Annotated in this window: 18 protein-coding genes; 17 read left to right on the top strand and 1 reads right to left on the bottom strand. The window is 28.6% G+C overall.

All coding sequences use genetic code 11. From position 1 onward, the window contains the following. The first annotated feature begins 94 nt into the window (after positions 1 to 94). From NT01CX_RS08045 to holA, 5 genes are all read left to right on the top strand, one after another. Positions 95 to 769: a helix-hairpin-helix domain-containing protein gene (locus NT01CX_RS08045; protein ID WP_011722570.1), complete on the top strand. Its 675-nt coding sequence runs from the start codon at positions 95 to 97 to the stop codon at positions 767 to 769. Between the two features lie 91 nt (positions 770 to 860). Further along, positions 861 to 1,097, top strand: coding sequence for a hypothetical protein (locus NT01CX_RS08040; protein WP_003368011.1), 237 nt, complete (start codon positions 861 to 863; stop codon positions 1,095 to 1,097). 125 nt (positions 1,098 to 1,222) lie between these two features. Next, complete coding sequence (locus NT01CX_RS08035; protein WP_011722569.1) at positions 1,223 to 3,820, top strand: HAD-IC family P-type ATPase; 2,598 nt, start codon at positions 1,223 to 1,225, stop codon at positions 3,818 to 3,820. A gap of 85 nt (positions 3,821 to 3,905) precedes the next feature. Beyond that, on the top strand, positions 3,906 to 5,246 hold the full coding sequence (locus NT01CX_RS08030) for a ComEC/Rec2 family competence protein (protein ID WP_011722568.1): 1,341 nt from the start codon (positions 3,906 to 3,908) through the stop codon (positions 5,244 to 5,246). Positions 5,247 to 5,273: 27 nt separating this feature from the next. Continuing rightward, entirely contained in the window at positions 5,274 to 6,296 is a 1,023-nt protein-coding gene (holA, locus tag NT01CX_RS08025; protein WP_011722567.1) for a DNA polymerase III subunit delta, read from the top strand. 69 nt (positions 6,297 to 6,365) lie between these two features. Here the strand turns inward: holA and rpsT are convergent, their stop codons facing one another. Further along, positions 6,366 to 6,632 carry a 30S ribosomal protein S20 gene (rpsT, locus tag NT01CX_RS08020; RefSeq protein ID WP_011722566.1) on the bottom strand — a complete coding sequence of 89 codons (267 nt, stop codon included), beginning with the start codon at positions 6,630 to 6,632 and terminating at the stop codon, positions 6,366 to 6,368. 197 nt (positions 6,633 to 6,829) lie between these two features. On the opposite strand from rpsT, the gene gpr reads away from it, so the two are divergent. From gpr to mtaB, 12 genes are all read left to right on the top strand, one after another. Continuing rightward, entirely contained in the window at positions 6,830 to 7,804 is a 975-nt protein-coding gene (gpr, locus tag NT01CX_RS08015) for a GPR endopeptidase (protein ID WP_011722565.1), read from the top strand. A gap of 63 nt (positions 7,805 to 7,867) precedes the next feature. Continuing rightward, positions 7,868 to 8,974 carry a stage II sporulation protein P gene (locus tag NT01CX_RS08010; protein WP_011722564.1) on the top strand — a complete coding sequence of 369 codons (1,107 nt, stop codon included), beginning with the start codon at positions 7,868 to 7,870 and terminating at the stop codon, positions 8,972 to 8,974. A gap of 51 nt (positions 8,975 to 9,025) precedes the next feature. Further along, positions 9,026 to 9,421 (top strand): hypothetical protein, encoded by a 396-nt coding sequence (locus tag NT01CX_RS08005; RefSeq protein ID WP_011722563.1) that lies wholly within the window; start codon positions 9,026 to 9,028, stop codon positions 9,419 to 9,421. Between the two features lie 97 nt (positions 9,422 to 9,518). Continuing rightward, positions 9,519 to 11,324: a translation elongation factor 4 gene (lepA, locus tag NT01CX_RS08000; protein WP_011722562.1), complete on the top strand. Its 1,806-nt coding sequence runs from the start codon at positions 9,519 to 9,521 to the stop codon at positions 11,322 to 11,324. 27 nt (positions 11,325 to 11,351) lie between these two features. Then, positions 11,352 to 12,479, top strand: coding sequence for a radical SAM family heme chaperone HemW (gene hemW / locus NT01CX_RS07995; RefSeq protein WP_011722561.1), 1,128 nt, complete (start codon positions 11,352 to 11,354; stop codon positions 12,477 to 12,479). A 194-nt stretch (positions 12,480 to 12,673) separates the two neighbouring features. After that, a complete protein-coding gene (hrcA, locus tag NT01CX_RS07990; RefSeq protein WP_011722560.1) occupies positions 12,674 to 13,738 on the top strand; it encodes a heat-inducible transcriptional repressor HrcA in 1,065 nt (354 codons plus the stop codon). 11 nt (positions 13,739 to 13,749) lie between these two features. After that, positions 13,750 to 14,367 carry a nucleotide exchange factor GrpE gene (gene grpE, locus NT01CX_RS07985; RefSeq protein ID WP_011722559.1) on the top strand — a complete coding sequence of 206 codons (618 nt, stop codon included), beginning with the start codon at positions 13,750 to 13,752 and terminating at the stop codon, positions 14,365 to 14,367. Between the two features lie 55 nt (positions 14,368 to 14,422). Then, positions 14,423 to 16,276: a molecular chaperone DnaK gene (dnaK, locus tag NT01CX_RS07980; RefSeq protein WP_011722558.1), complete on the top strand. Its 1,854-nt coding sequence runs from the start codon at positions 14,423 to 14,425 to the stop codon at positions 16,274 to 16,276. A 98-nt stretch (positions 16,277 to 16,374) separates the two neighbouring features. After that, positions 16,375 to 17,505, top strand: a complete 1,131-nt coding sequence (gene dnaJ / locus NT01CX_RS07975) for a molecular chaperone DnaJ (RefSeq protein ID WP_011722557.1) — start codon at positions 16,375 to 16,377, stop codon at positions 17,503 to 17,505. A 126-nt stretch (positions 17,506 to 17,631) separates the two neighbouring features. Next, entirely contained in the window at positions 17,632 to 18,570 is a 939-nt protein-coding gene (prmA, locus tag NT01CX_RS07970; protein WP_011722556.1) for a 50S ribosomal protein L11 methyltransferase, read from the top strand. Positions 18,571 to 18,585: 15 nt separating this feature from the next. After that, complete coding sequence (locus tag NT01CX_RS07965) at positions 18,586 to 19,341, top strand: 16S rRNA (uracil(1498)-N(3))-methyltransferase (protein ID WP_011722555.1); 756 nt, start codon at positions 18,586 to 18,588, stop codon at positions 19,339 to 19,341. Then, on the top strand, positions 19,341 to 20,642 hold the full coding sequence (gene mtaB / locus NT01CX_RS07960; protein WP_011722554.1) for a tRNA (N(6)-L-threonylcarbamoyladenosine(37)-C(2))-methylthiotransferase MtaB: 1,302 nt from the start codon (positions 19,341 to 19,343) through the stop codon (positions 20,640 to 20,642). The genes NT01CX_RS07965 and mtaB overlap by 1 nt, the downstream gene beginning before the upstream one ends. The last annotated feature ends 44 nt before the right edge of the window (positions 20,643 to 20,686 follow it).

The following is a 20,686-nucleotide window of genomic DNA, read 5'->3' as shown; positions in this document are numbered from 1 at the left end:
ATCAAATAACTGGATAAAATGCAATTGTTATGAAAAACATATACATGGTAATAATGAAAAGTATATACTATTACAACTGTATAGGAGGATAATAATGGACAAGAAAGAAAAAATAATAGGATCAATAGTCATGATGATAGGATGTACAATATTTTTAGTAGTAGGATATATTTTGTCTAAGCCAAAAGCTTTTAATGCTAATGAAAGTATGTTTGTTCAAGAAACAAGTGATAAAAATAATAAAGATTATAATTCTAAAAAAAGTGACAATGTATTAGTTGATAAAAATGACAATAAAAATATAAACAAAAGTGAGTTAAAAAAGATAATTGTTGAAATAAAAGGAGAAGTAAAAAAGCCAGATGTATATACAATGGATTATGGAAGTAGAGTAAATGACCTAATAGAAAAAGCAGAAGGATTTACTGAAAAAGCTGATAAAATGAGTCTTAATTGTTCCATGAAATTAAAAGATGAAGATTGTATAGTTGTTTTAAATAAGGATAACCCTAGAGAAAGTAATGTAAAACAAAATAGCGTACATAATGTTACTAGAGGTACAAGTAATAATGAAAGTAAAATCAATATAAATACTGCAACGAAAGAAGAACTTATGAAGCTTCCAGGGGTTGGAGAAGTTACAGCTCAAAACATAATAGACTATAGAGAAAAAAGTGGAGGGTTTAATTCGGTAGATGATATAACTAAAGTAAATAGGATTGGAACTAAGACATTAGCTAAATTTAAAGATAAAATAGAAGTTAGTTAAATTTAGTTTTTGAATTAAAGGAGTAAAAATGATATAATACTATTTATGCTATAAATTAAGAGAGAAAATAAAGATAAAGGGGTAATAACTTATGGAAGAAATCACAAGAGAGCCTAATCCTATAAAAAAGGTAATATTTAAACAAAATACTTTTGAAGAACTAGGTGTTGAAGTTAACTTAACAAAGGGCAAAGCATATGACCTATTAAGTGTTAAAATACCAGCTCAATATGAGGTTAAGCCTTCAATGAATAATGTAGTATTATACCTAATTGAAGATGACAATGGTGAGAAAAAATATTTCTTTAAGAACTTCTTTGAAAGATAAATAGCAATTATAAAAATATTAGTGAGCCTTTTGGCTCACTAATATTTTTATATTAAAGATTTAAAGATTTTATACGAAAATTATAAATATTATGTTTATAAATAAAAATAATGAGGTAGTAATAAATGAGATATTGGTATAATTACAGTTGGAATGAGGTAATAAAAGAATTAAATAGTAGCGTAAAATATGGCTTATCACTAGATAAAGTTAATAAAAGTAGAGATGAATTTGGGGATAATAAAACTTTGAATTTAAAGGCTAAGAGTTTTATTATTTTATTTTTGAAAAATTTCATTCAACTATATTCATTAGCAGCTATTTTTACAAGTATAATGTTATTTTTTAATGGAAAAATGGGACTAGCTTTTTTTATATTATGTATATCTTTAATGTGTGTAGCTATTTACTCTGTAAAAGAATATAAAAATGAAAATAGGTTAAATCAACTTACGAAAATAGTTCCAAGTAAAGCACTAGCTCTTAGGGATGGAAAGTCTATAGAAATTAGTGCGGATGAACTAGTAATAGGAGATATAATATATTTAGAAGAAGGGGATATTATTCCAGCAGATGCAAGACTTATAAAATGTTATAATTTAAAAGTTAAAGAATCTGCCATTACAGGTGACAATAAATTAGTTGAAAAATACGAAACTAAAATAGAAGATAGAGAGATACTTCCAAGTGAAATGAAAAACATGGTTTTTAAATCATCCTTTGTTATAGAAGGTACAGCAAAAGCTATAGTAGTTGAAGTGGGAGATAATACTAAAATAGGAAGCATAACTAAAGAATTATTAAAATCTCAAAATAGAGCAGATTTCTTAGATAAAAAGGTTTATAAATTAGTAAATTTATTATCTATATTTTTTATATTGTTTTCTGCTTGTGCAGTATTATATAACTTTTTAGAAAATATTAATATAAAGGAATCTTTTAAAATAATATCTATAGGTTGGCTAATTATAGTTCCTATTCAAATAATGATTATTGTAATTATAATATCGATTATTATACATACTAAAAATAAAAAACATGGAATAATACTAGAAGATTTATCATCACTAGAAACACTATCTAGTACAGATGTGATTATTGCAAATAAAGTAGGTTCTATCACAGAAGAAAGACTATTTGTTAGAAAAATTTATACCAATGGAAACACACTAGAAGCTAGAAGTGATGAAGATGAAGATAATAAACATAATATAGATAGAATAATAAATATAGGACTTTTGTGTAATGATGCTCATACTAATAGTGATGGAAAAATAGTAAAAGGTGATTTTGTAGATAGGGCCCTTATATTGTACGGAAAAGAAAATTCAATAAATAAAAATCAATTAGAACAAACCCAAGAGAGAATTTTTAAAGTTCCTTTTGATTATGAAAGAAAAATTAAGACCACATTAAATAAAGTAGAAGATAAATACAGAGCAAATGTAATTGGTTCTGTGGATAAAATACTTGCTAACTGCACACATATAATGAAAAATGGTATTGAAGTTGAAATAACTGCTAAGGACATTATGGATATAAAAAGCAATGACTTAAAATTGTCTAAGGAATCCTTATATGTTACAGGTTTTTCTTATAGAAACTTTAATTACGAACCAAGTGTAAATGAAAATATAGAAAGTAACTTAGTATTTGTTGGACTTGTAGGTTTTGAAAATCCTTGCAAGGAAAATGTACAAGGATATATGGATTATTGTAGATCTCTTGCTATAAAACCTATAATAATTACAGAAGATAATAAAATTACAGCTCAATCTATAGGAAGTAATCTTGGAATATTAAATAAAAATGATATGGTTCTATCAGGGGTAGAAATAGATAATATGGATGATGCTGAACTTGAAAAATTTATAGAAAAAGTAAGCATGTATTCTAAAATATCTTCAAAAATAAAAAGTAAAATATGTGATCAATTTAAAAAGCTTGGATATAAATTAGCTGTTACAGGAAGCAGATTTACAGATTTGCCTAGTTTTAAAGCAGCACATATAGGAATAGCTACAGGAAAGAATTGCACTAACATAGCTAAAAAATTAGGAGATATTTTTGTAGAAGATAATGATTTTAAAGTAATTTTAGATTTAATAAAGGATAGTAGAAAGCTATTAAAAGGCATAAAAAATATTATAGTATTTAATCTTATTATAGTTGCAATAGAATTTTTGGCGGTTTTAGGTTCAATTATTTTAAATAAGAGTATAGATGTGAAGTGTTCAGAAATAATATTTTTAAATTTTGTAACTTTGATTTTAAGTTCTCTTATGATATATAGCCAATTTAAAAATATAGAAAAAAGTAATTATGAAAAGGTGAATATCGATAAAACAGTATTTAAAAACTTTTCTTCTGGAATAAAATTTTACATATTGTTTGTATTTACAGCATCAATAGGTGCTGCTAAATTAAATATGGATGTAGGTGATAACTTGTGGAATATAAGTATGTTTACAGTTATTAACCTTAGTATTATGTTATTTACTTTTTATTTTGTAAACTATAAAAAAGTATTAAAAAATAAAGTATCAATGACACTATTACTAGTAAATATAATTGCTTATTTAATATTTGTACAAGTGTTTACTGGAAATGCTATTGATGTTTTAAGAAATATATTCTGGAATTCTAAAGTTATAATTGGAATACTTATGATTGAAATTCCATTAATAAGTTTTATAAAAGAATTAGATAATGATAAAAGATAAAAGTGATTAAGCCCTTATATATTTGGATAGATTAATATATAAGGGTTTTTTATGTAAAAAAATATTTGAAAGGTTGTAATTATATATGACGAGGCCTTTAATTTATTATGCATTATCTATATATTTAGCTTCTTTTACTTTAATTATGTGTGAAAAAAATATTTTAGTAGCCATTATTTTAGTATTAATGTTTTTTAGTCTTTTATTTTTCACTATGGATATGAAGTATTTTATGGTTATAGTTTGTTTCTTTTTACTTGGATGCTTTAGTTTTTATACATATTTTAATACGAGTTTAAGTGGTTTTGAAAATAAAGTTAGAGTAATTCAGATTAAAAGGGGAAATGTTGTAGGCGATTACAAGGGAAGAAAAATATTGCTACTAGGGGATATTAATGGAGTAAAAGAAGGAAATAGAATTATTGTAGATGGAAGCTTTAAGGATAAAAAAGATTATTACAAAGGAATAATAGGAGAAGTTAAAATATATAACCACAAAAAACTAAACAGTGATTTTATAGAGAAGTTATACAGATTTAGAGAAGGGTTATATAAAAAATATACAAAAGCATTAGACAAAAAGAAAGCAGCAATTATTATGGCCTGTTGTTATGGAGATACAAAATACATAAACTTTAATGTTAAAGATAATATAAATAAACTTGGAATATCTCACATAATTAGTGTTTCAGGACTTCACATAGCTTTAGTTTATAAAATGATAGAAAGGATCTTAGGGATAAAAGGAGGAATTGTTTTATCATTTATTTATATGATATTTACAGGAGGAAAGCCAGCAACAATTAGAGCTTATATAATGATACTTGCTATGAAACTCTCAAAGTGTTTTTATAGAACTTATGACAGCTTGTCTTCACTTAGTTTAGCAGCAATTATAATACTTCTTATGAAGCCGTACTATGTTGTTGATATAGGCTTTAATCTATCTTTTTTAGCTACGCTAGGGATTATACTATATAATAAAAAGATAAGAAGAGTGCTTTATAAATTGCCAAATAAAATAAATGAAAGTTTAAGTATGACATTTAGTGCACAAGTATTTTCTATGCCTTATGCTATGTGCACTCTAAATAATATAAGTGTATTTTTTATCTTAGGTAATTTGCTTTTAGTTCCTCTATACTCAATTATAATATTACTTGGTAATTTAGTCATAGTAGTATTAAAGTTTAAAATACCTTTTAGAATCATATGCAGTTTTATATATTCTATTATGACAGCTATTGAAGGGGGAACCTATTTGCTTTTAAAAATAACTCCGAGTATGGTACAATATAATTATTTTTATGGAGTAGCCATGCTTAGTATTTTTATGAGTTATATTTTGTTAAGACATGGATATAAAAAAGCAATATATTTTCCTTGCTTTGTTATGTGTTTTGTTTTAATGCATAGCATTACATAGAGTATATTTAAGATGGGGGAATAAGCGTTGATAGATTCATTTACTTTAGAGGATAAATTAAATAAAGGAAATTTTAGTAATGTATATATTTTTTGTGGAAGTGATGAACAGAGCATAAAAAAGGCTATAGATAAAATAGTTGATAAAGTTGTAAATAAAGACTTTAAAGAGCTTAATTATGTGCAATTAGATGGTATGACTGTAGATAATGATAGTATAATAAATGCCTGTGAAACATTACCTTTTATGAGCGAAAAAAGGGTAACACTAATATATAGGGCAAACTTTTTAAAGGATAAAGTTGATAAAAGCATGGATAAAGTTTTTAAAAACTTAACTAAGTATATAGAAGATATTCCAAAAGACTCTATACTAATCATGTATTATATCTTTGAAAATGATAGAGAAAAAGAAAGTTTAAAATTAAAAAAATTAGACAAAAAAGCAGAAGTTGTTAAGTTTTCTAAATTAAAAGGCATGGCTCTTCAAAGAAAAGTAGGAGAAGTGTTTAAAAGAAAAAATAAGGCTATATCAAAATCAGACCTAGCATTGTTTTGCAATATAGTAGAAAATAATATGGATATAATAGAAAATGAAGTGGAAAAATTATGTTGTTATGTGGACGACAGGGATATAGTTACAGAGGATATAACAAAACTTATAAGTGGAAAAAATGATAATGATATTTTTAACTTAGTTGATTTTGTATCACAAAGAAAGCCACAAAAATCTTTAGATATTTTAAATGAACTTGTATTTAAAGGAGAATCTGTAACAGGTATTCTTAGAATGATCCAAAGACAATTTAAGCTTATATTTGATATTAAAATTAATATGGACAAAGGAAAAAATAAGGATGATATAGCCCGTGAACTTAGATTACATCCATTTATATGTGAAAAAATGATGAATCAAAGTAAGAAATTTTCCGTTGGACAATTAGAAAAGATATTTAAACTTTGCATGGATACTGAAAAAACTTTAAAAAGTTCATCAGTAAATCAAAAGACGGAATTAGAACTTTTAATAATAAATACAGTAATAGTATAAAGCATAAAAATTATATAAATTATATAAATAGATAAAACAAAAACCGGTGATTCACCGGTTTATTATTTATTAAGCGTTTAATCCACTTAATTTTGTAGCTAATCTTGATTTTTTTCTTGCAGCTTTGTTTTTATGTAGAATTCCTTTAGCTGCAGCCATATCTAAAGCCTTAACAACTATAGTGTAAGCAGATTTAGCCTCATTTAAATCATTATTAGCAACAGCAACTTCAAAGTTCTTTATTTTAGTCTTTAAAGCTGATTTGATCATTTTATTTCTAAGTGTTTTAGTTTCGATAACTTTGATTCTTTTCTTAGCTGATTTAATATTTGCCATTTCATTTTCACCCCCTTGTGGTAATAGTAGGGTTAAGCAGCTTCGGGGAATCTTTATACGATTGCCTTACTCAACACATGATATTATAGCATTATTTAAAAGGCACTTCAAGTATAAATTTCTAATTATTTACGAATTATTAAAAGTGAATTAGGACAAAATACAGATTATAGAATTCAAAATAGGAGGGGCATGTTGTGAAAAATATAAGAACGGATTTAGCAGTAGAAGCTAAGGAGATTTATGAAGAAGAAAATAAAAAAAATATTAAAGGTGTAGAATTTACAGAAGACTTTGATTCAGGAGTTAAGATAGTAGATGTTAAAATATTAGATGAAGATGGGGAAAGAAGTATGGGAAAGCCTATTGGAAGATATGTCACATTAGAACTACCCGAATCTTTAAATTATGATAAAGACGTAATGGAAGATGTAAGCAAGGTTTTTGCTACAACATTATCCCATATGATAAATATAGATAAAGATATGACTACACTTGTAGTTGGACTAGGAAATTGGAATATAACACCGGATGCTTTAGGTCCAAAGGTGATTTCAAAACTTATGATAACTAGACATTTAAGAGAACTTGTTCCAGACAAAATAGATGAAAATATAAGACCGGTTTGTGCATTATCACCAGGAGTTTTGGGTCTTACAGGAATCGAAACTGGTGAGATTATAAAAGCTGTTGTGGAAAAAATAAAACCTAACTTAATAATATGTATAGATGCTTTAGCTTCTAGAAGCACAGAAAGAGTAAATAAAAATATTCAAATAGGTAATACAGGAATATCTCCTGGATCAGGTATAGGAAATAAAAGAATGGAAATAAGCGAGAGGACACTTGGAATACCAGTTATAGCAATAGGAGTTCCAACAGTTGTTCATGCAATAACTCTAGCAAATGATTCAATAGATTTAGCAATAGATGCATTTATAAATCAATCAAATAGTGGAAGTGAGTTTTTTAAAATGCTTAATTCTATAAATAGAGATGAAAAGCAGTCATTACTAAATGAAATTTTATATCCTTACATAGGGGATATGTTTGTAACCCCAAAAGAAATTGATATGGATATAGATGTACTATCTAAAATCATAGCAGGAGGAATCAATATATCTCTTCAACCTGCACTTGATATAGATGAAATAAATAAATACACAAATTAGGAATATTTAGAAACAATCTCTCATATATATTAATGATAACCATAAATATAAGGAGGGATTGTAATGAACTTAAGGAAAAATGATAATTATGATATAAGAATAGTTTTTATATTTGCCTTTGTTGCATTTTTTATTTTTATAGGATTGTTGGCAATTGTAAAGAAAACTTGCTTTACTTATGAAACTCCTGTTAATAAAGTATATTCTGGAATAATAAATAATACAATGCCTGTTGTTAATAGTAGAGATAAAGATTATGCTAAAATGGATAGTTCTTTTTCAAAAATTATAGGTATGAATAGTAAAGACTATTTAAGCGTACTTGGAAAAGAAATCGCTTATTTAAGTGCAGATGAAGAATATAAAAGCTTAGAAGATGAAAAAAATTTTAAAGATAGGGATCCTGAGCATATTTTCAATGAATTCATATTAAATGACGATCAAGTTTATGTAGAAAATGCAAATGAAAACAAATCAGATGGAAATGGGAATATGGCATCGGCACCTGTATTTAGTAAGGAGCTTCAAAAGAAGATGCCATCTAAACCAGAAGTGTTAATCTATCATACTCATACTTGTGAAAGTTACATGCCTTATGGTACATCTATTAATAGATGGAATACAACTGATCAAAGTAATAGTATTGTTGCAGTGGGGGAAGAAATAAAAAAAGAGCTAAATAAATATGGTATATCAGTAATACATGATACTACTGTCCATGATGTTAAAGATTATAATAATGCCTATAAATATTCTAGATTAACTTTAAAAAAATATCTAAAACAATATGGAGATTTTAAATTAATAATAGACTTACATAGAGATTCCGTTGTAAATAAGGAGAGGGTAACTACCACAATAAATGGTGAAAATGTTGCTAGATTTCAATTTGTATTAGTAAGAAAAAATCCTCATTCAGCTAAAAATATACAACTTGCAGAAACACTACAGGGTATATCAAATAAACTTTACCCTGGAAATAAGACGACTAAAAGCTATAATAGAGGTACATGGTTCTATGATTACGGAAAAAATTTATATAGTCAAGACCTTAGTAACAATGCACTTCTAATTGAAATGGGTTCACATGTTAATACATTACAAGAGGCAAAAGCTTCTTCAAAATATTTATCTAGAATAATTGCACAATATATAAATGGAAAGAATTGAATAAAATAATATAAAAAAGTACATCCTTAATACTAAGGAGGTATTTTTTTTATGAAAAAATATAAGATATCTTTTATAGCAATGTTTTTAGTTATATTAGTTGGTCTTTGTAAAATAAATATTAATTTAAACAGACAAATATACGAAAGCATAATGAAAGATATGAATACCAATAAAAGTATAAATCAAAGATATGAAAACAATAATTTAGATAACGTGGTGGACGTACTAAGTTATCCAGAAAAGTATGATATAAAAAGTGATATTAATATACCTAAAGTGAGAATTTTATTTGAAAAGAAACCATTTGATTTTAGAATTGATACAAATAAATACGAGTTTTTTATAAATAGTAATTCCATAGTAAATTTTAAAAGAGAAGTTAAGAATGAAGTTGTAGGTGTTAAGGAGTATATTTTAAAGTTGGTAAAAAAACAAAAAATATAGTACCATAAGGATAACTAAGATAGTTAATATTGACATGTGTCAATATTTATGTGATATAATTTACTTTGATTTATGATGTGCAATGGGGGTAAAATACATGCAGAATGATAGAAAAAAACATACGAGAAACTTTTCGATAGTAGCACATATTGACCACGGTAAGTCTACTCTTGCTGATAGATTACTAGAAGCTACAGGTACTTTAACTCAAAGAGAAATGGAAAACCAAGTGCTTGATAAGATGGAGCTTGAAAAAGAGAGAGGAATAACTATAAAATCTCAAGCAGCAAGATTAGTTTACAAGAGAGATGACGGTGAAGAGTACATATTAAACTTAATAGATACTCCAGGACATGTAGACTTTAACTATGAGGTTTCTAGAAGCCTTGCAGCTTGTGAAGGAGCAATACTTGTAGTTGATGCAACACAAGGTATCCAAGCGCAAACTCTTGCAAATTGTTATCTTGCATTAGATCATGATCTTGAAATAGTACCAGTTATAAATAAAATTGATTTACCTAGTGCAAGACCGGATGAAGTAAAAGAAGAAATAGAAGATGTAATCGGAATAGAAGCACATGATGCACCACTTGTTTCAGCAAAAACAGGACTAAATATAAAAGATGTATTAGAAGCTATAGTAGAAAAGGTACCAGTTCCAGATGGAGATGAAGAAGCTCCATTAAAAGCGCTAATCTTTGACTCTTATTATGACAGTTACAAAGGTGTTGTATGTTATGTAAGAATTAAAGATGGTGTAGTAAAGCCAGGAACAAAAATTAAATTTATGGCTACAAATAAAGAATATGAAGTAACAGAAACAGGTATATTCACTCCAAACTTCTTCCCAATGAAAGAACTTAGAGCTGGGGATGTTGGATATATAACGGCTTCAATTAAAAATTTAAGAGATGCAGGTGTTGGTGATACAATAACAGAAGCATCTAGACCTGCCAAAGAACCACTTGAAGGATACAGACCAGCAATTCCAATGGTTTATAGTGGAATCTACCCTGTTGACGGTGCAAAATACGAAGAATTAAAAGAAGCCTTAGAAAAGTTAAAATTAAATGATGCGGCATTATCTTATGAACCAGAAACATCTATAGCTCTAGGATTTGGATTTAGATGTGGATTTTTAGGATTACTTCATATGGAAATAATTCAAGAGAGAATAGAAAGAGAATTTAACTTAGACATTATAACAACAGCTCCATCAGTTATATACAACATATACAAAAGAGATGGGGAGATGTTAAAAATAACAAATCCTACAAATATGCCAGATCCAACTGAAATAGAAAAAATGGAAGAACCAGTAGTTAAGGCGTCTATAATAACACCATCAGACTTTGTTGGTGCAGTTATGGAACTTTGTCAAAATAAAAGAGGTACATTTATAGACATGGAATACATAGAAACTACAAGAGTTGTTGTTAATTACTATATTCCATTAAATGAAATAATATATGATTTCTTTGACATGCTTAAGTCTAAAACAAAAGGTTATGCATCTTTAGACTATGAACTAAATGGATACAAACAGGCTAAACTTGTAAAGCTTGATATGTTACTAAATGGAGATGTAGTAGATGCATTGTCCATGATAGTTCCAGAAGAAAGAGCATATAATAAGGGTAGAGCTATTGCGGAAAAATTAAAAGAAGTTATACCAAGACAAATGTTTGAAATACCAATTCAAGCAGCCGTAGGAGCTAAAATAATAGCTAGAGAAACAGTAAAAGCTATGAGAAAAGACGTTCTTGCAAAATGCTATGGAGGAGATATTTCAAGAAAAAGAAAGCTTCTTGAAAAACAAAAAGAAGGTAAGAAGAGAATGCGTCAAATTGGTAGCGTAGAAGTACCACAAGAAGCATTTATGTCAATTTTAAAAGTTGATTAATTATAAAGTGAAATGGAGATAATAAGTATGTATAATGACACATCATTATATATTCATATCCCTTTTTGTAAACAAAAGTGCTTATATTGTGACTTTACATCCTATTGTGGTAGAGAAGATACAATGGTAGAGTATTCAAAGGCACTTTCAAAAGAAATAGATAACGTAAAAAATAAAAAAATAAGCACGATTTTTATAGGTGGGGGAACTCCCACCTATTTGTGTTTACAGGGATGGAATATATTAAAACAAAGTATAGATAAACTATCAAAAACTAGTAATTTAGAGTTTACTGTAGAAAGTAATCCTAAAACATTTGATGAAGAAAAGCTAAAATTCTTAAAGAGTATTGGAGTTAATAGATTAAGTATAGGGTTACAATCTTGGCAAGATAAGCATTTAAAATCCCTTGGAAGAATACACACAAAAGATGAATTTTTAAAAAGCTATCATATGGCAAGAAATATGGGGTTTAAAAATATAAACGTAGATTTAATGTTTGGAATACCAAATCAAACACTAGATGATTGGAAAGAAACATTAGATGAAGTTACAAAATTAAATCCAGAACATTTATCTTGTTATAGCTTAATAATTGAAGAAGGAACGCCTTTTTATGATTTTTATGAAAAGAATAAAATAGAGCTTCCAAGTGAAGAACTAGAAAGAGAAATGTATTATTATACATTGAAGTTTTTAGAAGGTAAAGGATATCATCAATATGAAATATCAAATTTTGCGAAGAAAAACTATGAATGTAGACATAATCTAGTTTATTGGGATCTAAATGAATATATAGGATGTGGTGCAGCAGCACATTCTTATGTAGATGGCTATAGATATAGAAATGAAAATGATATTGAAAAGTATATAGAGTGTATGAAAGAAAACAAAAGTCCTATTACAGAAAAATTAAAAAGTTCTTTTAAAAGTGACATAGAAGAATTTATGTTCATGGGACTTAGAAAGATAAAAGGAATTTCTAAAAAAGAATTTTACAAAAGATTTAATAAAGAAATTTATGATTTATATGGAGAAGTAATAAAAAAATATAAAGCTAATGGATTGCTTGTAGAAAAGGATGATTATTTATCTTTATCCCATAAGGGAATTGAAGTTTCCAATTATGTTTTAAGTGATTTTATTTTAGATTAAGAAAAAATATATATAAAACATAGTAAAACAGAGAATTTTAGAGCAAATCCATACTTATTTAAAATATTTATTCAAATAAATAAATTTTGGAAATAGTATAATGTTGACAAAAAAATAGTGTAGTGATAAGTTTAAAACGTAGTAATTAGCACTCAACTAAAACGAGTGCTAATAAAAGAGGTGATGAATTAAGAATGGATTTTAATATAGATAGTAGAAAGATTAAAATATTACAAGCTATTATTCAAGATTATATCATCACTGGTGAGCCTGTAGGTTCTAGGACTATAGCTAAGAAATACGATTTAGGAATAAGTTCAGCTACTATAAGAAATGAAATGTCTGATTTAGAAGAAATGGGCCTTATAGAACAATTGCATACTTCATCAGGAAGAAAACCATCTGATATGGGATATAGATTATATGTAGATAAACTTATTAAATTACCCACTTTAACTCAAGAAGAGGAAATAAAAATAAAAAGTCAGCTTATTACAGAGGCATTATATGAAGTGGATGAAATAGTTAAAAAGTCTATAGAATTGCTTTCAGAACTTACTAATTTAACTTGTATAGTTAAAACTACGTCTCCAAGAAATAGCTACATAAGGTTAATACAGTTATTAAATATAGATAAGAATAATATTCTTGCTGTAATAATAACACAAAATGGTATGATAAATAATAATGTTATTAAGGTAAACAAAGATATAAGTAACAATGTATTACAGAAGCTATCAAATTTTCTTAATGAAAAGTTACGTAATTTAACAATACAAGATATAAATTTAGAAGTTATAAATGAACTTAAACATGGTTTAACTGGATACGAGGATATCTTTGATGCGATTATAACTGCTTTATACGAGACACTAAACAAAAGTGATAATAGTGAGATTTATTGCAAGGGAGCTACAAATATATTTAATTACCCAGAGTACAATGATATAGAAAAAGCAAGGCAATTTTTAGCTTTATTAGATAATAAAAAAGTATTAAATGAATTACTTAAGCAAGAAGAAAATTTAGTTCAAGATGGTACTAATGTGTCTATAAGCATAGGAAGAGAAAACCTTATAAAAGATGCTCAAGACTGTAGTATACTTTCAGCTAATTACAGTTTTAAAAATCAAGTGCTAGGAACTATAGGAGTTATTGGTCCAACAAGGATGCAGTACTCAAAGACTATATCCTTGCTTACACAGTTTGTTAGAATACTAAATGATAATATTGGGCAAATATATTTTGATCATAAGTAAGAGGTGAAATTATGATAAAAGATGAAAAAGATAAGAAAACTTCAGACGTAGAAGAAACGTTAAATGAAGAACAAAAAAATGAAAGTTGCAATGAAAACTGCGACAAAGCTTGCGAAGAAACTAAGGAAGAATGTAAAGAAGAAGCTAAAGAAGATATTATTGAAGGTTTAAAAAATCAAAACAATGAATTAATGTCTGAAAATAAGAAATTACAAAATGAAGTGAAAGCTCTACAAGATAGACTTTCTAGAATAGATGCTGAATATGAAAACTTCAGAAATAGAACTGAAAGAGAAAAGAAAGAAATATACAATACTTCTTGCTCGGATGTTCTAAAAAATATTCTTCCTGTATTTGACAACTTAGAAAGAGCTATGATGGCTGAAGGTAATGCAGAAGACCTAAAAAAAGGTATTGAAATGACAATGAAGCAATTTGAAACAGCTTTTGAGAAGCTTGGAATTGAAGAATTACCTTCAGAAGGAGAATTTGATCCAAATTATCATAATGCAATAATGCATGTTGAAGATAGCAATTATGGTAAGAACCAAGTAGTTGAGGTATTTCAAAAAGGGTTTAAAAGAGAAGATAAAGTTTTAAGATTTAGTATGGTTAAAGTTGCTAATTAAGATAAAGAGATAGTTAAATATATGAATATATTTATATTTTAGGAGGTAAATAATAATGGGAAAAATAATAGGAATTGACTTAGGAACTACAAATTCATGTGTATCAGTTATGGAAGGTGGAAATCCAGTTGTTATACCAAATGCTGAAGGTTCAAGAACAACTCCTTCAGTTGTAGCATTCAAAGAAGACGGAGAAAGACTTGTAGGTCAAGTTGCAAAAAGACAAGCAATTACAAACCCAGATAAAACAATTATCTCAATAAAAAGACATATGGGAACAGATTATAGAGTGAACGTTGATGGAAAAGACTATTCTCCAGAAGAAATATCAGCAATGATACTTCAAAAATTAAAAGCAGATGCTGAAGCATACTTAGGTGAAACTGTAACAGAAGCAGTTATCACAGTTCCAGCATACTTTAATGATAGTGAAAGACAAGCAACTAAAAATGCCGGTAAAATAGCAGGATTAGATGTAAAGAGAATAATAAATGAACCAACTGCAGCATCACTTGCATATGGTCTTGATAAAATGGATAAAAGCCATAAAATATTCGTATATGACTTAGGTGGCGGTACTTTCGACGTATCTATACTAGAACTTGGAGACGGTGTATTTGAAGTTAAAGCTACAAATGGTAACACAAAATTAGGTGGAGATGACTTCGACCAAAAAATCATGGATTATATAGCTGAAACATTTAAAGCTGAAAATGGAATTGATTTAAGAAATGATAAAATGGCTCTTCAAAGATTAAAAGAAGCTGCTGAAAAAGCAAAAATAGAATTATCTTCATCAACTAAAACAAACATCAACTTACCATTTATAACTGCTGATGCAACAGGTCCAAAACACATAGATATGGATCTTACAAGAGCTAAATTTGAAGAATTAAGTGCAGACCTAGTTCAAGCTACAATTGAACCAATGAAAAAAGCATTAGCTGATGCTGAGCTTACAATCAATGATATAGATAAAGTAGTACTTGTTGGTGGTTCTACAAGAATTCCAGCAGTTCAAGAAGCTGTTCAAAAATTCACAGGAAAAGAACCATCTAAGGGAGTTAACCCAGATGAAGTTGTTGCTATGGGTGCAGCAGTTCAAGCAGGGGTATTAACAGGAGAAGTTAAAGACATATTACTTCTTGATGTAACTCCACTTACTTTAGGAATTGAGACAATGGGAGGAGTTGCAACTCCATTAATAGAAAGAAACACAACTATACCTACAAGAAAGAGCCAAATATTCTCAACTGCAGCAGATAATCAAACTTCAGTTGATATCCATATAGTTCAAGGTGAAAGAAAAATGGCTGGAGATAACAAAACACTTGGAAGATTCCAATTAAGCGGTATAGCACCAGCTCCAAGAGGAATCCCTCAAATAGAAGTATCTTTCGATATAGATGCTAACGGTATATTAAATGTTTCTGCTAAAGATAAGGGAACAGGAAAAGAAGCAAACATCACAATTACAGCTTCAACAAATTTAAGTGATGATGAAATAGATAAGGCTGTAAAAGAAGCAGAAAAATTTGCAGCAGAAGATGAAAAGAGAAAAGAATCAGTAGAAGTTAAAAACAATGCAGATTCAGCATTATATCAAACTGAAAAAGCATTAAAAGATCTTGGAGATAAGGTAGAAGAAGCTGATAAGAAAAACGTTGAAGAAAAATTAGAAGCCTTAAGACAAGTTAAAGATGGAGAAGATTTAGAAGCTATTAAAAAAGCTACAACTGAATTAACTGAAGAATTCTACAAAGTATCATCTAAATTATATCAACAAGCAGGAGCAGAAGCACAACAAGGAGCTCAAGGAACTCAAGGAGCTGATATGGGTGGAAATGCTCAAGGAAAAGATGATGATAATGTAGTAGATGCAGATTTTAAGGTTGAAGACGATAAATAAATTAGTTATACTAAAACAAGTTTATAGTTAAGGGATGGTTTATTAGCCTTCCCTTAATTTATCTTAGGAAATACAGCATTAGGTGGTGGTAAGTAGGGATGGCTAGTAAAGACTATTATGAAGTTCTTGGACTATCAAAAGGTGCTAGTGATGATGAAATAAAAAAAGCTTATAGAAAACTTGCAATGAAATATCATCCAGATAGAAACCAAGGAAATAAAGAAGCTGAAGAAAAATTTAAAGATATAAATGAAGCTTATCAAGTATTATCAGATCCACAAAAGAAAGCTAACTACGATCAATTTGGAAGTGCTGACTTTAATGGCGGTGGCTTCGGCGGATTTGGTGGAGGCGGTTTCTCAGGTATGGGAGGCTTTGAAGATATATTTGATTCATTCTTTGGAGGGGGATTCTCTTCTAGAAGAAGAAATGGTCCTGAAAGAGGAGCGGATCTTGAGTATACTGTAAGCTTAACATTTGAAGAAGCTGTTTTTGGTGTTGAAAAGGAAATATCAATAACTAGAAATGAAAAATGTGATACATGTGCAGGTAGTGGAGCAAAACCAGGCACAGATTCAAAAACTTGTGACAAATGTGGCGGAACAGGTCAAGTAAGAGTGCAAAGAAATACCCCACTTGGAAGTTTTGTAAGCACAAGCACTTGTGACAAGTGTGGTGGTAGTGGAAAAGTTATTGATGAACCATGTACAACTTGTCATGGAAAAGGAACAGTTAGAAAGAATAAGAAAATAAAAATAAATATACCAGCTGGTGTTGATACAGGAAATGTTCTTCCATTAAGAGGTCAAGGTGAACCAGGTAAAAATGGCGGACCTAATGGAGATTTATATATAAACATTAGAGTTTCATCACACAAGAATTTTGAAAGAAGAGGCTTTGATATATATATAAAAGAGCACATAAGTTTTGGAAAAGCAGTGCTTGGAACAGAAATCACTGTACCAACTGTAGATGGTTCAGTTAAGTATAAAATTCCAGCAGGAACTCAATCAGGAACTACATTTAGATTAAAAGGAAAAGGTGTTCCAAGAGTAAATGGACATGGTAGAGGAAATCAATATGTAAAAGTTATAGTTGATGTTCCAAAAGCTATAAATGAAAAGCAAAAGGCAGCGTTAATTGCTTTTATGGAGGCTAGTGGCGAGAAACTAGGATCTGATTTAGGCAAGGAAACTATTGTAGATAAGATAAAAAAGAGCTTTAAATAAAAAAACTTGTTTCTCTCGTATTAAGGGGGAAACAAGTTTTTTAAGTTTACAATTTAAACATATATGATTATAATTAAATAATATACATAATCGTAAAAAAGAGAAAAAAGGAGCGATTCTTTAGATATGGATAAAGAATGGATTGAAGTTGAGATTTTAACTAGTAGTGAAGCTGCTGAAGCAGTTACAGGAATTTTATATAATACAGGGGTTAAGGGAGTTTCAATTGAAGACTCAAAGGACATAGAAGAAAGGGAACAAAGTGAAGATAACTTATTTGATTGGGTTGAACTTGAAGAATTAAATGTAAGAGAAGGTGCTACAATTAAAGCATACTATAAAGATGATGAGAACTTTGAGCATTACTTCCAATACATAAAAGACAGTGTGTTAAATTTAGATAGATTCGGATTAGATAAGGGAGAAGGCAAAGTTACAGCTAAAAAGGTTGATGAACAAGATTGGGCTAACAACTGGAAGAAGTATTATAAGCCTACAAAAATCGGTAATGAAATAGTTGTAAAGCCTACATGGGAAGATTACAATAAAAAAGATAATGAAATCGTAATAGAATTAGATCCTGGTATGGCATTTGGTACAGGGACTCATGAAACTACTCGTCTTTGTGTTAAAGCTCTAGAAGAGTATGTTAATGAAGATTCAGTTGTATTTGATATAGGAACAGGTTCAGGAATACTATCTATTGCAGCAGCAAAATTAAATGCAAAACATGTAGTGGGGGTAGACCTTGATCCAGTAGCCGTTGATGCTGCAAAAGAAAATGTAGAATTAAATAATTTAGACAATATAGAAATACTTTATGGAAATCTAATGGAAGTAGTAGACGGAAAAGCTAATATTGTAGTTGCAAATATTTTAGCAGATATAATAAAAATACTAGCTGAAGATGTAAAGAAATTCGTTGTAGAAGGTGGATATTTTATATCTTCAGGAATAATATTAGACAGAAAAGATGACGTAATTGAAAAGCTTCAACAATGTGGATTTGAAATAGAAAAAATCAATGTTGATGGAGAATGGTGTTGCATAATTGCAAGAGCGTAAAAGGAGAGCGAAAAAGTGCATAAGTTTTTTGTAAGTGAGAATAATATACTTTCAGATATTGCTGTAATTGAAGGAGAAGATGTAAAACACATATATAAAGTGTTACGTCTTAAAGAAGGAGATAAGGTAAATATAAACGACTGTAATGGTAAAGAGTTCTTAGGAACTATTGATTATATAGATAAGTCTAAAGTTGAAGTTAAATTATTAGAAGAACTAGAAATTAACAATGAACCACCTATTGAAGTTTATCTTTATCAAGGACTTCCAAAAGCTAGCAAAATGGATTTGATTGTTCAAAAATGTACGGAGCTTGGAATAAGAGAAATAACACCTGTTGTAACAGGCAGAGTAGCATCTTCTATAAATGACATAAAAAGAGAAAGTAAAAAGTTAGATAGATGGAATAGAATAGCTTTTGAGGCTTGTAAACAAAATAAGAGAACTTTAATACCAAAAGTTAATGATATAATGAATATGGATGAATTAAAAGAACAATTAAAAGAAATGGATTTAATTGTTGTTCCATATGAAAATGCTGAAAATTATGGAATAAAACAAATGATAAAAAATGTAACAGGTGAAGTTAAAAAGGTAGGAATAATAATTGGACCAGAAGGTGGCTTTGAACAAGAAGAAATAGAAGAATTAAAAAATATGGAAGCTCAAATTGTAACATTAGGTCCAAGAATACTTAGAACTGAAACGGCTGGATTTACTTGCCTTGCTTTACTTATGTATGAACTAGGAGATTTAGGAGGAGTTAGTTAATGAAAGTTGCTTTTGCTACATTAGGATGCAGAGTAAATATGTATGAATCAGAGGCAATGGCCGAAAAATTTATAAAGAATGGTTATGAAGTAGTAGAGTTTGATGAAATGGCAGATGTATATGTAGTAAATACATGTACTGTAACAAATATGAGTGATAAAAAATCTCGTCAAATGCTTTCTAGAGCTAAGAGAAAGAATCCAGAATCTATAATTGCAGCTGTAGGATGTTATACTCAGATAGCTCCAGAAAAAGTAAAAGAAATTGGAGATGTTGATGTAATACTAGGCACTAGAAACAAAGGTGATATAGTATATTGGGTAAATAGAGCTAAAGAAGAAGGAAAAACTATAGTAGAAGTAAATGATGTCCTTAGAAATAAAAAGTTTGAGGAATTAAATATAGAAGAGTATCAAGATAAAACAAGAGCATTTTTAAAGATACAAGATGGGTGTAATAATTTCTGTTCTTATTGTTTAATACCTTTTGCAAGAGGGGCAGTTTGTAGCAAAAATCCTGAAATTATAATTGATGAAGTTAAAAAGTTAGCAGCACACGGATTCAAGGAAATCATATTATCGGGAATTGATATATCTTCTTATGGAGTAGATTTAGAAGGAGATTGGAACTTACTAACTATACTTAAGAAAATAGACGAAATAGATGGAATAACTAGAGTTAGAATAGGTTCAATTGGACCAGAATTTTTTAACGAAGATAGAATAAAAGAAATAGGAAAACTAAAAAAATTATGTCCTCATTTCCATTTATCTCTTCAAAGCGGATGTAATGAAACATTAAAGAGAATGAATAGAAAGTATACTACAGAAGAATTTGAAAATGTGGTAAAACTACTTAGAAAATATATTAAAGATATTTCTATAACTACAGATATAATTGTTGGATTCCCTGGAGAAACAATAGAAGAATTTGATGAAACATATGAGTATTTAAAGAGAATAGAACTATCCAAAATGCACATATTCAAATACAGTCCAAGAACAGGAACAAGAGCTGAGAAAATGGAAAATCAAGTAGATGGAAATATAAAAGAAGAAAGAAGTAAAGCCCTTATAAAATTAAATGAAATAAATGAGAAAAAGTTTATAGATAAATTTATAGGGGAAGACATGGAAGTTCTATACGAACAACAATGCAATAATAAAGAAGGATATTATGAAGGATATACTCCTAATTACATAAAAGTAATATCAGAATCTAAGGAAGACTTAAGTGGAAAGATAGTAAACACTAAGCTTATTGAAACAAAAGATGAGTATGCTGTTGGAAAAATAATATAATTTTATAATATAAATTATATTAAATTAGAAGGAAACTCTACACT

It is taken from the genome of Clostridium novyi NT (assembly GCF_000014125.1).
Lineage (GTDB): Bacteria > Bacillota > Clostridia > Clostridiales > Clostridiaceae > Clostridium_H > Clostridium_H novyi.
Note: the sequence above shows the minus strand (reverse complement) of the source record. Positions and strands in the feature narration are given on the sequence as shown.

Coding starts and splice junctions, on each gene's coding strand:
- NT01CX_RS08030 (WP_011722568.1), top strand. CDS start 3,906: ATGACGAGGCCTTTAATTTATTATGCATTATCTATATATTTAGCTTCT.
- dnaK (WP_011722558.1), top strand. CDS start 14,423: ATGGGAAAAATAATAGGAATTGACTTAGGAACTACAAATTCATGTGTA.
- NT01CX_RS08005 (WP_011722563.1), top strand. CDS start 9,026: ATGAAAAAATATAAGATATCTTTTATAGCAATGTTTTTAGTTATATTA.
- prmA (WP_011722556.1), top strand. CDS start 17,632: ATGGATAAAGAATGGATTGAAGTTGAGATTTTAACTAGTAGTGAAGCT.
- NT01CX_RS08035 (WP_011722569.1), top strand. CDS start 1,223: ATGAGATATTGGTATAATTACAGTTGGAATGAGGTAATAAAAGAATTA.
- NT01CX_RS08010 (WP_011722564.1), top strand. CDS start 7,868: ATGAACTTAAGGAAAAATGATAATTATGATATAAGAATAGTTTTTATA.
- dnaJ (WP_011722557.1), top strand. CDS start 16,375: ATGGCTAGTAAAGACTATTATGAAGTTCTTGGACTATCAAAAGGTGCT.
- rpsT (WP_011722566.1), bottom strand. CDS start 6,632: ATGGCAAATATTAAATCAGCTAAGAAAAGAATCAAAGTTATCGAAACT.
- NT01CX_RS08040 (WP_003368011.1), top strand. CDS start 861: ATGGAAGAAATCACAAGAGAGCCTAATCCTATAAAAAAGGTAATATTT.
- mtaB (WP_011722554.1), top strand. CDS start 19,341: ATGAAAGTTGCTTTTGCTACATTAGGATGCAGAGTAAATATGTATGAA.
- hemW (WP_011722561.1), top strand. CDS start 11,352: ATGTATAATGACACATCATTATATATTCATATCCCTTTTTGTAAACAA.
- lepA (WP_011722562.1), top strand. CDS start 9,519: ATGCAGAATGATAGAAAAAAACATACGAGAAACTTTTCGATAGTAGCA.
- grpE (WP_011722559.1), top strand. CDS start 13,750: ATGATAAAAGATGAAAAAGATAAGAAAACTTCAGACGTAGAAGAAACG.
- NT01CX_RS08045 (WP_011722570.1), top strand. CDS start 95: ATGGACAAGAAAGAAAAAATAATAGGATCAATAGTCATGATGATAGGA.
- hrcA (WP_011722560.1), top strand. CDS start 12,674: ATGGATTTTAATATAGATAGTAGAAAGATTAAAATATTACAAGCTATT.